This window comes from Microbispora corallina (assembly GCF_016863035.1).
GTDB classification, from domain to species: Bacteria; Actinomycetota; Actinomycetes; order Streptosporangiales; family Streptosporangiaceae; genus Microbispora; species Microbispora corallina.
The window spans coordinates 90,412-103,289 of the sequence record NZ_BOOC01000034.1 but is presented as its reverse complement, the minus strand read 5'-3'; the positions used below and the strand labels follow the sequence as shown (position 1 = coordinate 103,289).

General features: G+C 73.6%; 15 protein-coding genes. 7 read left to right on the top strand and 8 right to left on the bottom strand.

Annotated elements, in window-relative coordinates; genetic code table 11:
* Window positions 1-30 precede the first annotated feature (30 nt).
* From Mco01_RS29875 to Mco01_RS29865, 3 genes are all read right to left on the bottom strand, one after another.
* Window positions 31-1,176, bottom strand: a complete 1,146-nt coding sequence (locus Mco01_RS29875; RefSeq protein ID WP_204060198.1) for an RNA polymerase sigma factor — start codon at window positions 1,174-1,176, stop codon at window positions 31-33.
* The gene (locus tag Mco01_RS29870; protein ID WP_204060226.1) at window positions 1,173-1,583 is read right to left on the bottom strand and encodes a YciI family protein; all 411 of its coding nucleotides are present in this window, start codon (window positions 1,581-1,583) and stop codon (window positions 1,173-1,175) included. Before Mco01_RS29870 ends, Mco01_RS29875 begins: the two co-directional genes overlap by 4 nt.
* Window positions 1,584-1,704: 121 nt before the next feature.
* On the bottom strand, window positions 1,705-2,112 hold the full coding sequence (locus tag Mco01_RS29865) for a MerR family transcriptional regulator (RefSeq protein WP_204060197.1): 408 nt from the start codon (window positions 2,110-2,112) through the stop codon (window positions 1,705-1,707).
* 59 nt (window positions 2,113-2,171) lie between these two features.
* Here Mco01_RS29865 and Mco01_RS29860 point away from each other — a divergent pair, with 59 nt between their 5' ends.
* Window positions 2,172-2,879, top strand: coding sequence for an SDR family oxidoreductase (locus Mco01_RS29860; RefSeq protein WP_204060196.1), 708 nt, complete (start codon window positions 2,172-2,174; stop codon window positions 2,877-2,879).
* A 192-nt stretch (window positions 2,880-3,071) separates the two neighbouring features.
* Here Mco01_RS29860 and Mco01_RS29855 read toward each other — a convergent pair whose 3' ends face one another.
* Together Mco01_RS29855 and Mco01_RS29850 are read right to left on the bottom strand one after the other, a co-directional pair.
* Window positions 3,072-3,425 carry a YciI family protein gene (locus Mco01_RS29855; protein WP_239104006.1) on the bottom strand — a complete coding sequence of 118 codons (354 nt, stop codon included), beginning with the start codon at window positions 3,423-3,425 and terminating at the stop codon, window positions 3,072-3,074.
* 146 nt (window positions 3,426-3,571) lie between these two features.
* Entirely contained in the window at window positions 3,572-5,017 is a 1,446-nt protein-coding gene (locus Mco01_RS29850) for an MFS transporter (protein ID WP_204060194.1), read from the bottom strand.
* A 163-nt stretch (window positions 5,018-5,180) separates the two neighbouring features.
* Here Mco01_RS29850 and Mco01_RS29845 point away from each other — a divergent pair, with 163 nt between their 5' ends.
* Window positions 5,181-5,765: a TetR/AcrR family transcriptional regulator gene (locus tag Mco01_RS29845; protein ID WP_204060193.1), complete on the top strand. Its 585-nt coding sequence runs from the start codon at window positions 5,181-5,183 to the stop codon at window positions 5,763-5,765.
* 64 nt (window positions 5,766-5,829) lie between these two features.
* On the top strand, window positions 5,830-6,525 hold the full coding sequence (locus Mco01_RS29840) for a DUF1275 family protein (protein ID WP_204060192.1): 696 nt from the start codon (window positions 5,830-5,832) through the stop codon (window positions 6,523-6,525).
* A 24-nt stretch (window positions 6,526-6,549) separates the two neighbouring features.
* On the opposite strand, the gene Mco01_RS29835 is transcribed toward Mco01_RS29840, so the two are convergent.
* Window positions 6,550-7,206 carry a response regulator transcription factor gene (locus tag Mco01_RS29835; protein WP_204060191.1) on the bottom strand — a complete coding sequence of 219 codons (657 nt, stop codon included), beginning with the start codon at window positions 7,204-7,206 and terminating at the stop codon, window positions 6,550-6,552.
* A complete protein-coding gene (locus Mco01_RS29830) occupies window positions 7,203-8,351 on the bottom strand; it encodes a sensor histidine kinase (RefSeq protein ID WP_204060190.1) in 1,149 nt (382 codons plus the stop codon). Before Mco01_RS29830 ends, Mco01_RS29835 begins: the two co-directional genes overlap by 4 nt.
* Window positions 8,352-8,437: 86 nt before the next feature.
* On the opposite strand from Mco01_RS29830, the gene Mco01_RS29825 reads away from it, so the two are divergent.
* The gene (locus Mco01_RS29825) at window positions 8,438-9,925 is read left to right on the top strand and encodes a DUF1349 domain-containing protein (protein WP_204060189.1); all 1,488 of its coding nucleotides are present in this window, start codon (window positions 8,438-8,440) and stop codon (window positions 9,923-9,925) included.
* A gap of 18 nt (window positions 9,926-9,943) precedes the next feature.
* On the opposite strand, the gene Mco01_RS29820 is transcribed toward Mco01_RS29825, so the two are convergent.
* A complete protein-coding gene (locus tag Mco01_RS29820) occupies window positions 9,944-11,116 on the bottom strand; it encodes an FAD-dependent oxidoreductase (protein ID WP_239104005.1) in 1,173 nt (390 codons plus the stop codon).
* Between the two features lie 102 nt (window positions 11,117-11,218).
* Between Mco01_RS29820 and Mco01_RS29815 the strand changes: the two genes are divergently transcribed.
* The 3 genes from Mco01_RS29815 (at window position 11,219) to Mco01_RS29805 (ending at window position 12,821) form a co-directional block, all read left to right on the top strand.
* Window positions 11,219-11,680: a MarR family winged helix-turn-helix transcriptional regulator gene (locus tag Mco01_RS29815; protein ID WP_051457632.1), complete on the top strand. Its 462-nt coding sequence runs from the start codon at window positions 11,219-11,221 to the stop codon at window positions 11,678-11,680.
* Between the two features lie 109 nt (window positions 11,681-11,789).
* Window positions 11,790-12,392, top strand: a complete 603-nt coding sequence (locus tag Mco01_RS29810; RefSeq protein ID WP_204060187.1) for a PadR family transcriptional regulator — start codon at window positions 11,790-11,792, stop codon at window positions 12,390-12,392.
* A 48-nt stretch (window positions 12,393-12,440) separates the two neighbouring features.
* Window positions 12,441-12,821: a winged helix-turn-helix transcriptional regulator gene (locus Mco01_RS29805; protein WP_204060186.1), complete on the top strand. Its 381-nt coding sequence runs from the start codon at window positions 12,441-12,443 to the stop codon at window positions 12,819-12,821.
* Window positions 12,822-12,878 lie beyond the last annotated feature (57 nt).

The following is a 12,878-nucleotide window of genomic DNA, read 5'->3' as shown; positions in this document are numbered from 1 at the left end:
AGATCTTCGGGGACAGCGCCGACGCCGCACTCACGGACGCAGCAACTGCCGTACCCGTGCCGCCTCCCGAGTGAGGTGGTCGCGCTCCGGCACGCTGGCGGCGGCGTGGGAGGCCTCGGCGTACAGCTCGGCGGCGCGCGCGAGGTCGCCGGCGCGTTCGTGCAGGTACGCCGTCACCGCGGTGTAGCGGGGCAGGCCGGGGTCCACGCCGGCCAGCGCCGCCAGACCGGCCCGCGGTCCGTCGGCCTCGCCGACCGCCACCGCCCGGTTGAGCCGCACCACCGGGCTGCCGGTGAGGCGCAGCAGTTCGTCGTACCACTCCACGATCTGCACCCAGTCGGTCTCGCAGGCACTGCGGGCGTCGGCGTGCAGGGCGGCGATCGCGGCCTGCGCCTGGTATTCGCCGAGCCGGTCGCGGGCCAGCGCGGTCTGCAGGATCGTCACCCCCTCGGCGATCAGGCCGGTGTCCCAGTGGGATCGGTCCTGCTCAGCGAGCGGCACCAGGCGACCTCCCGGGCCGGTGCGAGAGGCGCGGCGGGCATGGTGCAGCAGCATGAGCGCGAGCAGCCCCGCGACCTCGGGCTCGCCGGTCAGGGCGGCGAGCTGGCGGGTGAGGCGGATCGCCTCGGCAGCCAGGTCGACGTCTCCGCCGTACCCCTCGTTGAAGACGAGGTAGACGACCCGCAGCACCGTCGCGAGGTCGCCGGGCTGGTCGAGCGGCAGGCCCGCGATCCGCCGCTTGGCCCGGCTGATCCGCTGCGCCATGGTGGCCTCGGGGACCAGGTGTGCCGCCGCGATCTGCCGCGTGGTGAGGCCGCCGACCGCGCGCAGCGTCAGGGCGACGGCCGAGGCCGGCGGAAGGGTGGGGTGGGCGCACAGGAAGTAGAGCCGCAGCGTGTCGTCCGTGGCGGGCGCCGGACCGGCGGGGGGCTCGACCTCCACGGCGAGCTCCCGCCCCCGCCGCGACGCCTCGGCACGGGCGGCGTCGAGGAACCTGTGCCACGCCGCCGTGACGAGCCACGCCTTCGGGTCCCGCGGTGGATCGTCCGGCCAGATCTCCAGCGCCCGGAGCAGGGCCTCCTGAACGGCGTCCTCGGCCGACGCGAAGTCGGCTCCGCGCCGGACGAGGACACCGATCACCGCGGGCACGAGCTCCCGCAGCAGCGACTCGTTCACTCGATGACCGTGAGTCGCTCGGCGAAGAGCGGCCGCACCTCGAGCCACTCGTGGATCGGCTCGCCGCGGGGCCCGGGAGCGGCGGACAGCTCCCCGGCCAGCTCGACCGCGCGGTCCCAGGACTCCACGTCGATGATCATCCAGCCGGCGATGAGGTCCTTGGTCTCGGCGAACGGGCCATCGGTCACCGGCGGGCGCCCCTCGCCGTCGTACCGCACGAACGTGCCCTCGGGTGACAGCGCCTGCTCGTCGACGAACTCACCCGTCTGCTCCAGGCGGGCCGCGAAGTCGCGCATGTACTGCACGTGCGCGTCGACCTCCTCCGGCGTCCACTGGTCCATCGACCCGTAGTCGACGACGGGGACCGGGCCACCTCGGTAGTGCTTCAGCAGCAGGTACTTCACGATGGTTCTCCTTCTGGGTCGCGCGGCCCGTCGTGGCCGCTCGTGTCCCTGGGACGGAGCCGCCACCACATTCTCGACACCCCGAAGCACGTCGACTCCCAGAACCTTCTTCCGACCGTCGCGATCACCGTGTCGCGGTGTGGTTCGCCTGCGCGGCGGCGTCCTGGCCGGCGATCCATCTACAGCCGCTTGCCGGACTTCCGGAGAACAGGATGACCGCGTCGAGGCGGTCACGGGTGCGGGTCAACGCGGCGATCTGGGCGTCGATGCGATCACGCTCGGCGGTCAGCCGGGCCCGTGACTCCGGTGTGCTGACCTTGGCCTCGACGCAGGGCAGCAGCTCGGCGATGGTCCGGCTGGACAGGCCGGCCGCGTAGAGCATCTGGATCAGTTGAACCCGGTCGGCCGCGGACTCGGGATAGTGGCGCTGCCCGGAGCCGCTCCGGTCCGCCTCCAGCAGCCCCTGCTCCTCGTAGTAGCGCAGGGCCCGTACGCTGACGCCCGACCGCGCCGCCAACTCTCCGATACGCACCGTGACCTCCGTCACAAGACTTGCCTCTGACGTCAACGTCAGGTTTTAGGTTATCCGGCATGCAGATCAACGGAGCACACGTGCTGGTGACCGGCGCCAACCGCGGTCTGGGCCGGCAGTTCGCCCTTTCCCTTCTCGAGCGCGGCGCAGGAAAGGTGTACGCGACCGCCCGCCGCCCGGACCTCATCGACGTGCCGGGGGTCGTCCCGCTGCGACTCGACGTCACCGATCCTGCGTCGATCGCCGACGCGGCGGCAGCGGCACCCGACGTCACGATCGTCATCAACAACGCGGGAATCCTGACCGGGGCGAACCTGGTCACCGGGAACCTGGACATGATCCGCCACGAGATGGACACGCACTTCTACGGCACCCTCAACGTGATCCGCGCCTTCGCACCCCAGTTGGCCGACGGCGCGATCCTCAACGTGCTGTCCGCGATCTCGTGGCTCGCCTACGACGGCGCGGGCGCCTACCACGCGGCCAAGGCCGCCGAGTGGGCGCTCACCAACGGCGTCCGCCTGGAACTGGCCGGCCAGCGCACCCTGGTGACGGGGCTGCACCTGGGCTCCGCGGACACCGACATGATGGCCTGGTACGACGGCGACAAGACCGCCCCCGAGGTGATCGTCGCGGCAGCCCTGGACGGCATCGAGGCGCACCGGCCCGAAGTGCTCGCCGACGACTGGAGCCGTCAGGTGAAGGCATGGCTGTCGGAGGACCCGGAGGTCGTCTACCGGGAAGCGGCGGCGGCCCTCTCCACCTGACCTGCCGGCTGAGAAAGTCGCGGACAGGCCGCAGCCCGTACGGGGAGTCGTGCTCGCCCGCCAGGCCGTGTCTTCGCCGTTCCCGCCTGGAGCAGGTCCCGGAGGGGATCCAAGTGCCCCACCGTGGTCCCGGCCGGCTTCGCACTCCGGCCGGGGACCACGTGGTGACACGGGCTGCACCTCCCGAAGGCCCTAGGCCTCCGGGCCCGACTGGTGGACGACGGGCCGGACCTCCATCGCGAAGTAGCGGGCGTCCGGCCAGCTCGCGGCGATCTCCACGGCCCGCTCGGTGCTGTCGCACTCCACGAGCAGGTAGCCGGCGAACTGCTCCTTGGCCTCGATGAACGGCCCGTCGGTGACCGCTGGGACGCCGCCGCGGACCCGGACCGTCCTGGTCTGGGCCGGGTCGGCCAGCGCCTCGCCGCGCAGCAGTTCACCGGAGGCGGACAGCTCCTTCATGATGGCGTCGACCTGGTCGAACAGCTCGGTGCGCTCGCCCTCGGACAGCTCGTCGACGTATCCGGGGCGGTTGTGAATCAGGATCATGTACTTCACGGTCACTCCTTGCGATGAGATTCGGGCGTCCCTTCGGAGACCTCTCACCGGATGGTCGGAGCCGTCCGCGCGTCTTCGACGTCTCCGCGTGACCGATTTTCGCGTGTCCGTTTTCCGGTGTCCGCCGGTCCCCGAGCTCAGCGCACCGGCTCCGGGACCCGTTCCGGCTCCTCCGCACGCCGGCGTGCGGAGCGGCGCGCGGACGGGACGAGCAGCGCCAGCGCGAGGGTCACCGCCGAGACCGCCGTCAGCAGCAGGAAGGCGTGGGTCCACCCCGACTCGTACGGCAGGCCGTCGGGTGCGGAGCTCCCCGTGATGACGGAGCTGACGACCGCCGCGCCGATCGACCCGCCGATGGTGCGGATGTTGGCGTTCATGCCGCCGGCCGCGCCCGTCTGGTGCGCCGGAACGCTCCCGACGACGAGGTTGGTCATCGCGGCGTACGCGAGGCCGAGGCCGAGCCCGAGGACCGCCCCGGCGACCCCGAGCTGCCAGAGCCGCTCGTGATATACGGCGAACCCGGCGCAGGCGAGCAGGCTGGACGCGGATCCGGCGACGAGCTGCGCCTTCGGCCCGGCCACCGAGGAGATCGGGCCGCTGAGCGAGCCGCCGGCGGCCATCGTGACGAGCATGGGGGCCATCAGCAGCCCGGCCTCGGTCACGCCGGCTCCGAAGCCGTACCCGGTGGAGGCGGGGATCTGCATGAACTGCGGCAGGAACGCGACGACGGAGAACATGCCAGCCCCGAACAGCAGCGCCACCAGGTTGGTCGTCCACACGGCGGGGATCCGCATCATGCGCATGTCGATCAGCGGGGAGCGCGAGCGCAGCTCGACCGCCACCCACGCCACGAGGAGCACCGCCGCGACGGCGAGCAGCGCGAGCACGCGCCAGGACGCCCAGCCCCATGCCGGGGCCTCGCTCAGCGGGATAAGCAGCGCGACCAGCCAGGCCGACAGCAGCACGGCCGCCCCCCAGTTCACCCGCCCGGGCGTGCGGACCGGGGACCGCGGGACGTACCGGCGGGCCAGGACGGCCGCCACCGTCACGACGGCCATCGGCAGGAGGAACAGCCAGCGCCAGCCGAGCCCGTCCACGACCGGGCCGGCCAGTACGACGCCGAGCCCGCCACCGGCGGCGATCAGGGCCGACAGGCCGCCGATCGCCGAGGGCACCCGCTGGGCGGGGAACTCGTCCCGGACGATCCCGAACGACGCGGGGAAGATCGCCCCGCCGAGCCCCTGGAGAACCCGCGCGGCGATCAGCACGGGCAGGTTGGGGGCGAGGGCCGCCACCAGGCAGCCCAGCGCGACCGCGCCGAGGCTGACCAGCAGCGTCCGCTCCTTGCCGATCATGTCGCCGATCCGGCCGATGAGCGGGGTGGCCACCGAGGCCGCCAGCAGCCACGCGGTCAGCACCCAGGTCACCGCGCTCTGGGTGGTGTGCAGATCGTGCTGGATCGTGGGCAGCGCCGGACCCACCAGCGACTGCAACATCGAGAACGCGCCCGTCGCGGCCGACAGCACGAGGAACGTGGGCCGGGTCGAGGCGCGCGCGGGTGAGGGTACGACAGTGGATGCCATGGAAGTCCTTCGGACCGGGAGTGAAGGCCGCTCGGAGGGCGGCGCAAGAACAGGCGCCGGCGAGGGCGCGGCAGAATGGTCGGCCTGATAAAGTCGAGGCCTGCCTCCACATTAGCGGAGGGGTGCCTCCACTTCAACCCGAGACGGAGTCTGGGAGGAATCGGTGACGGACAAGGCGCCCGGACACCCCCGGGTCGCGGTGCGCCGGCCGCAGCGGGCCGACGCGCGGCGCAACTTCGACGCCCTGCTGCAGGCGGCGCGGGAGGCGTTCGCCGAGCACGGGACCGACGCGTCCCTGGAGGACATCGCGCGCCGCGCGGGCGTCGGGATCGGCACGCTCTACCGCAACTTCCCCACCCGGCAGGACCTGTTCGACAGCGTGTACGTCGGGGAGGTCGAGGAGCTGTGCCGGGCCGCGGACGAACTGGCCGGGCTCCCGCCCTGGGAGGCGCTGGTGGCGTGGCTGCGCCGCTTCGTCGGCTACATCGGCACGAAGCGGGCGCTCTACGAGTCCCTCAACCGCGACTCGGACATGATCCGGTCCTGCCGCGAGGCCATGTACGCCGCGGGTGAGCCCCTGCTCGCACGGGCCCAGGAGACCGGGTACGCCCGATCCGACATCGGCTTCGACGACCTCCTGCGCATGATCGCCGGGATCACCGGGACCGGGTACGCCGACGACGCGCAGCGCGAGCGGGTGCTCGGCGTCGCGCTCGACGGCCTGCGGGCTCGGCCGTCCGGCGGGTAGGGGAGCGCCCCGGGCGGGGAATGCCCTGAGGACCGGTGCCGTCCCGGCGACGAAGGGCGCGAACATGGGCACAGCGGCCACGCCGAGACCGATGGACGCGTGGCGGATGGTCATGGCGACGGCCCTGACCATGGCGGCCGGGGCGACCAACGCGATCGGCTTCGTCCTGCTGGGCGGGGTGTTCGCCAGCGTCATGACGGGCAACCTGGTGGTGCTCGGCCTGGCGGCGGCCGAGCCCGACCCGGTGCTGGCGGCCCGGGCCGGCGCCGCGTTCGGCGGGTTCGTCCTGGGGGTGGCGGCGGGCGCGCGCGCCATGGGGTCCCTCGCCGCGGGGAGGCCGAAGTGGCGCGAGCGGCTGGCCCTGGTGCTGGCCGGGGAGACGGTGCTGCTGGTCGCCGTCCTGGCCGTCTCGTCGGCGGCCGGAGGACGGCCCGGGGAGATCCTCCGGCTGTGCATGGTGGCGGCGGCCTCGCTCGCGATGGGGGTGCAGAGCGGCGCCTCGCGGACGTTCGGCATCCCCGGCCTGTCGACGACCTTCTTCACGGGCACGCTGACCGGCGTGCTGACCGGGCTGGTGAGCGAGGGGGTCGTCCGGCTGCACAGCGTGGTGCTGCTCGCGGGGCTGGCGGCGGGCGCCGCGGCGGCCGGGTGGCTCGCGTTCCACGCCCCGGCGGCCGCGCCCGTCCTCCCCGTCGCCCTGGTGGCCGCCGCGCTCACCGTGGTGGCGGCGCGGGAGGCGCCGGTGGGCGCCGGCCCCTGACGGGACGGTTCGACCGGGAGGAATTCAGGCCAGCCGGTACCCCACGCCGGGCGTCGTCGTGATGACGGGCGGCTCGCCCAGCTTGCGGCGCAGCCGGCCGATCGTCACGGTCACCGTATTGGTGAACGGGTCGGCGTTCTCGTCCCAGACCTGCTCCAGCAGGGCCTCCGCGCTGAGGAAGCCGGGGCTCGCCCGCATCAGCGCCTGCAGCAGGGCGAACTCCTTCACCGAGAGGTTCAGCTGCCGGCCGTCGCGCACGGCGGTCCGGCGCACCGGGTCCACCTCGATCCCCGCCGCGCGCAGCGTGCGCGGGTGGGCGTCCGGCCTGCGGCGGGCCAGCGCGTGGACGCGCAGGACCAGCTCGGGGAAGTGGAACGGCTTGGTGAGGTAGTCGTCCGCTCCGAGGGTCAGGCCGCTGACGCGGTCGCCGGGCTCCCCGGCCGCCGTCAGCATCAGCACCATCGGGCGGTCGCGCCGCTCGGTGATCGTCCGGCACAGCGCGTCGCCGTGCAGGCCGGGCAGATCCCGGTCGAGGACCACCACGTCGTACGCCGTGAGGTCGAGTTTCGCGGCGGCCGTCAGCCCGTCGTAGGTGACGTCGACGGCCATTCCCTGGTCGCGCAGGCCCTCGGCGACGACCTCGGCGAGCGGCCGCGCGTCCTCGACGACCAGGATCCTCATGCCGGCACCCCGGCCGGGACGGCCGGCAGCGCGACGGACACCCGCAGGCCGCCCCGCGGCCGGGCGAGCAGGTCGAGCCGTCCGCCGTGCGCCGCCGCGATCGCGGCGACGATGGACAGCCCGAGGCCGGAGCCGTTGTCCGACCCGGTGCGGTCCGCGCCGAGCCGCTCGAAGGGCCGCGCGAGGCGGTCCACGTCCCGCTGGTCGAGGACCCGTCCGCCGGTCTGCACGACGAGCCGGACCTCGGCCGCCTCCCGGAAGGTCTCGACGCGGATCCAGCCGCCCTCCTCGTTGTGCGTCACGGCGTTGTCGACCACGTTGCCCACCATCCGGGCCAGCAGGGCGGCGTCGCCGCGGATGGCCGTTCCCGCGCCCAGATCACTGGTCACCGTCAGCCGGCTCGCCGCGATCTCCTCGCCGCGGCCTGTCAGCGCCCGCGCGACCAGCTCGTCCACGTCCACCTGGGGGTCGGCGTCGGGGGAGCGGGCCAGCGCCCCGTGCTCCGCCCGGGCCAGAACGAGGAGGCCGTCGAGCAGCCGGTCGACCAGATCCAGCTGCACGCGGAGCCGGTCGCCGAGGACGAGCGTCTGCCGGGGCACGCCGGGCTTGGCGACCGCGACGTCCAGCGACGCCCGCATGGTGGCCAACGGGGTCCGCAGCTCGTGCGACGCGTTGGCGACGAACCTGCGCTGGGCGGCGAACGACGTCTCCAGCCGCTCCAGCAGGCCGTCGACGGTGTCGGCGAGGTCCTTCACCTCGTCCGCCGGGCCGCTGACGCCCAGCCGCTCGTGGAGATTGTCGGCCGATATGCGCCGGGTCGCCGCGGTGATCAGCCGCAGCGGGCGCAGCACCCGCCTGGCCAGCACCCGGCCGACCACGAGGGAGACGGCGGCCATCACGACCAGCGCCAGCGCCGAGCCGATCAGGATCTGCCGGGAGTGGTCCGCGCCCGCATCGGCCAGATGACCGGGCAGGTCGTGGACGCCGCCGTCGCCGGCGGGGCCCTGTCCGGGGGCGACCCTGGTCACCTTCTCCCCGGAGAACAGGAAGGCCAGGGCCAGCAGCCCGATGCCGGACATGAGGAACACCCCGGCGTACAGGATCGTGAATCGGAGCCCCACGGTCCCGTTGCGCAGCCTGATCATCCCTCCAGCATGCCCGGCCCGGCCTAACAGCGGGATGACAGGCGGCGTTCGGCCCGTGTGAGGCCCGCGCCCGTAGGAACGACGGCATGCCCTTCAGACAAGTCCTTCACCGGGAGTGGACCGCCTTCCGCCGCCCCGGCCGGCTGATCGCCCTGGCGGCGGCGGCCCTCGCCGTGATCGCCCTCGGCCTGCTCCAGTCCTTCGGCAACCGGGTGGACTGCGGCGGACCGTGCCCCACCCCGCCCACCACCGCGGACGGCTCGACCGTCGGCGACCAGTTCTGGTTCCTGCACCGCGGCCTCGGCCCGTACGGCTCCGTCACCGTGCGGTTGACCTCGATGACCGGCACGATCACCTACCCCCCGCCTCGCCACGACCGGATCGTCTCCGGCCTGGTGCCCTGGGCCAAGGCCGGGATCATCGTCAAGGACGGCGTCCGGCAGGGCTCCTCCTACGCGGCGCTCATGATGACCGGCCGCCACGGCGTGCGGATGCAGTACGACTACGACCACGACATCGCCGGGAGCGCGGGCGGCCTCGGGCCGGGCTCCTCGCGCTGGCTGCGCCTGACGAGGGCCGGCGACACGATCACCGGTTCGGAGTCCGCGGACGGCCGGCGGTGGCGCACGGTCGGGACCGTGAAACTGGCCGGCCTCCCGGCGACGGCGCAGGTCGGGCTGTTCGCCACCTCGCCCGGCGACCTCACGCTGCGCCGGGTCGGGCTGGGCGGGGCCGTCGAGGAGGTCCGCTTCACGCAGGCCACCGGCGTCTTCGACCACGTCGCCGTGGACGGGGCGACCGCCGGCGGGTGGCGCAGCGAGGCCGTCGGCGAGATGAACCACACCGACTGGGAGAGGTACCACAACGCCTCCGGCGCCGTGGAGAAGGACGGCGTCGTCACCGTGAGCGGGGCCGGTGACATCGGCCCGAGCGCCGACGACGGCGCCCGGCCCGTCGAGAGCACCCTGCTGGGTCTGGCGATCGCCCTGATCGTCGTCATCGTCGTCGCCGCCCGGTTCGGCGCCCGTACCGAAAGGGCGGCGTCCCGCCGGGCCCTGACCGCCCGGGCCGTGGTGGCCGGCGCCGCGACGTTCGTGACCGGGCTCGCCGCCGTCGGCGTGGTCGTGCCGGCCGGCGTCGCGATCCTGGAGGGAAACGGCGTCCCCGTCCAGCCGATCTCCCTGCTGACCGGCGTCCGGGTCGTCGCCGGCGTCGCGGCGGTGCTCGCGCTGTGCGCCGTCCTGGCGTACGGGCTCGGCGTCCTGCTCCGGCGCGGCTGGGCGGCGATCCTCGTCGCGCTGGCGTTCGTCGCCGCGCCCTACGCGCTGACCGCGGTCCCGCTGCTGCCCGACGCGGTGTCGGACTGGCTGCTGCGGCTCACCCCGGCCGCGGGCTTCGCCGTCGCGCAGACCAGGGTCGCGTACCCCCAGGTGGTCGCCCACTACGCGCCGTCCGCCGGGTACCTCCCGCTCCCCGCCTGGGCGGGCCTCGCCGTGCTGGGCGCGTACACGCTGATCGTGGTGTGGCCGGCCGTGAACCGGGCCCCGGCCGACCGGCCCGTGGACTGGCGCTGATCCAGTGGCAGGCCGGGGTCAGGAACGCCGGGGCATGAACGGCTGGGACAGCGACGCGGTCACGGCCGCGAAGCCGTAGTCCAGCATCTCGGCCTCGTAGCCGCGCACGGCCTCCAGCGGGGAGACCTGCCCGGACGCGGCCGCGGTGAGGGCGCGCAGCAGCGTCTGCGCGTCCCGCAGCGCGGTGTTGGCGCCCTCGCCGCGGCCGGGCGACATGCTGTGGATCGCGTCGCCGAGCAGCGTCACGCGGGTCGCCGGCCACGGGGCGACCGGCCGAGCCGAGCGCAGGGCCACGGGGAACGTGGCGGGCGCGTCCGCCTCGTCGACGACTCGACGGGCCGCCGGGTGGAAGTCCTCGATCATCTGCCGCGCCAGGCCGTGCAACGTCTCCCCGTCCGCCTCACGGAACGCCCGGGGATCCTCCGCACCCGGCACGGTCCACCCGCCCGGCTCGGCGGCCGAGACCATCCACGCGAGGTAGTCGGGCATCGGGGTCAGCCGTACGGACGGGGACAGGCGGGCGACCGCCTCCGGCAGCGGTTCGCGGGTGCGGCAGGTGACGACCGACATCGCCCTGCCGTCGGGGGCGATCACCCGGTTGAAGGTGTCGAGGAGGACCTCGGGCAGCCATTCCAGCGTCTGCCCGGTCAGCGGCGTACGGCCGTAGACGAAGCCGCCGATGTCGTCGACCTCGGCGTCCGGGAGCAACTGGCGTCGCACCCGGGAGTAGGTGCCGTCGGCGCCGACGAGCAGGTCCGCGACGGCCGAGGTCCCATCGGCGAAATGGGCCCGCACGCCGCCGTCCACCAGGTCGTACCGGACGAACTCCGCGCCGAAGCGCCGCACGTCCTCCAGGCCGGACAGCAGGATCTCCCGCAGCGTGAGGCGGTTGACGCCGAAGGAGCGGTCGTGGGGGAGCGGCGGGATGGGCTTGCCGAACTTGGGGGCCAGCAGGTGGTCCAGGAAGGTCATCCGGGTGGCGGGCCGGATGGCGGTCGCCACGCACAGCTCGAACAGGTCGGCGGGCAGGCAGGCGCGCAGGGCGTCGGCGCCCTCCTCCTTGAGGGAGAGGCGCCAGCCCTGGCCGCGGAAGTGCTGCGAGGCGTCGCGCTCGTACACGGTGACGCCGACGCCGGCCTTCTTCAGCCCCTGGGCGAGGCAGAGGCCGCCGACGCCGCCGCCGATGATCATCACGTTCACGCGGGGTCCTTGGAGGGAGAGGGTGGGGGAGCGAGCCCACCGTACGGCAATCGCTGTCACGACAGCAACCGTCGCGGCAGCTAATGTTGGCCCATGGAACCTCGCGAGAACACAGGCGTTCCCTTCGGGCTCGTGCTGGGCGGCGGCTCACTGCTCAACCAGGTGGGCAGGGAGCTGCGCACGACGGTCGACGCGCTGCTGGCCCCCTTCGACCTGACCGCGCAGCAGGCCGCGGTGCTCCTGCACGCGTCGCGCCAGGAGACCAGCCCCAACCGGCTGGCCGCGGAGGTCGGCACCGACACGGCCGGGATGACGCGGCTGCTCGACCGACTGGAGGCCAAGGGACTGCTCGCGCGCCGCCCGCATCCGGGCGACCGGCGGTCGGTCGTGGTCGAGGTGACGCCCGAGGGCCGGGCCCTCGCGCCCCGGCTGGCGCCGGTCTTCGGCACGGCGAGCGCCCGGCTGCTGTCGGGGTTCTCCGAGGAGGAGGTGCTCCAGGTGACCGGCCTGCTGCGGCGGATGCTCGACAACCTCACCGGCCGGGGGAGGTCCTGAACGCGGCCGGTGAGCATGCGGAGCATCCGGGCGCGCCATCCGGGCGCGCCGCCCGCTAGGGTCGCCTTCGGGGGATCGTCCTGCCGGGAAGATGAGGGGTCGAGGGGGCGTGGACAAGCGGCGCAAGGTGGCCAACCCGCTGGCGCTGGCGGTGCTGGCGGAGCTGCTGACGGGGCCCATGCATCCGTACGAGATGGGCCGGCGGCTCCAGGAGCACGGCAAGGACCGGCACATCAAGTACAACCGCGGGTCGCTGTACATGGTGGTCGAGCAGCTCCACAAGGCCGGGTTCGTGGCCGAGCAGGAGACCGTCCGGGACACCCAGCGGCCCGAGCGGACCCTGTACGCCCTGACCGGCGAGGGCCGCACCGAGCTGTTCGACTGGCTGCGCGACCTCCTGGCCACCCCGCGGCCGGAGTACCCGCGTTTCGGCGTCGCGCTGTCCCTGCTCGGGGCGCTCCCTCCGGAGGAGGCGGCCGGCCTGCTCCGGCGGCGGCTGGACGCGCTGACGCGGGAGGCCGAGGAGATCCGCGCGGCCGTCCGGGAGGCCGCGGACGGCGGCGTGGTGTGGGTGTTCCTGGCGGACGACGAGTACCGGGTGGCCGTGCTCGACGCGGAAAGCCGCTTCGTGACCGGATTGATCGCCTCGCTGGAGGACCCCGACTACGTCCGGGGCTGGCACGAGTTCTTCGGCGGGACCACCGGCGCCTGACCTGCTTCGTTTTCCGAAGGGACATCGAAAAGGCGTTAGCCTGGACGTATGCCCGGCACATCCGAGACCGCCCCTAACGACACCGTCTCCGAGCCCTGCCTGCGCGGCGACGCCGCGCTGGCCCGCGCGTTCACCTTCCTCGGGAAGCGCTGGAACGCCGTGCTCCTCGGCGTCCTCGGGCGCGGGCCGGCGGGGTTCCGGGAGCTGTCGCGCGCGATCGGGCGGATCTCCGACTCCGTCCTGTCCGAGCGGCTCGCCGAGCTCACCCGCGCCGGCCTGATCGCCCGCACCGTCGACGAGGGCCCGCCCGTCTCCGTCTCGTACGCCCTGACCGACTGCGGCGGGGCCCTCATGCCCGCGCTCGAGCAGATCTCCCAGTGGGCGCAGGAGAACCTGCCGCCCGAGGGACGGCGGCAGGCGGGGGAATAGGCCCATCGCCGAACTCGCTAGGAGATGTGTAGTCACTTCTAATCTCGAAGCGAGGAA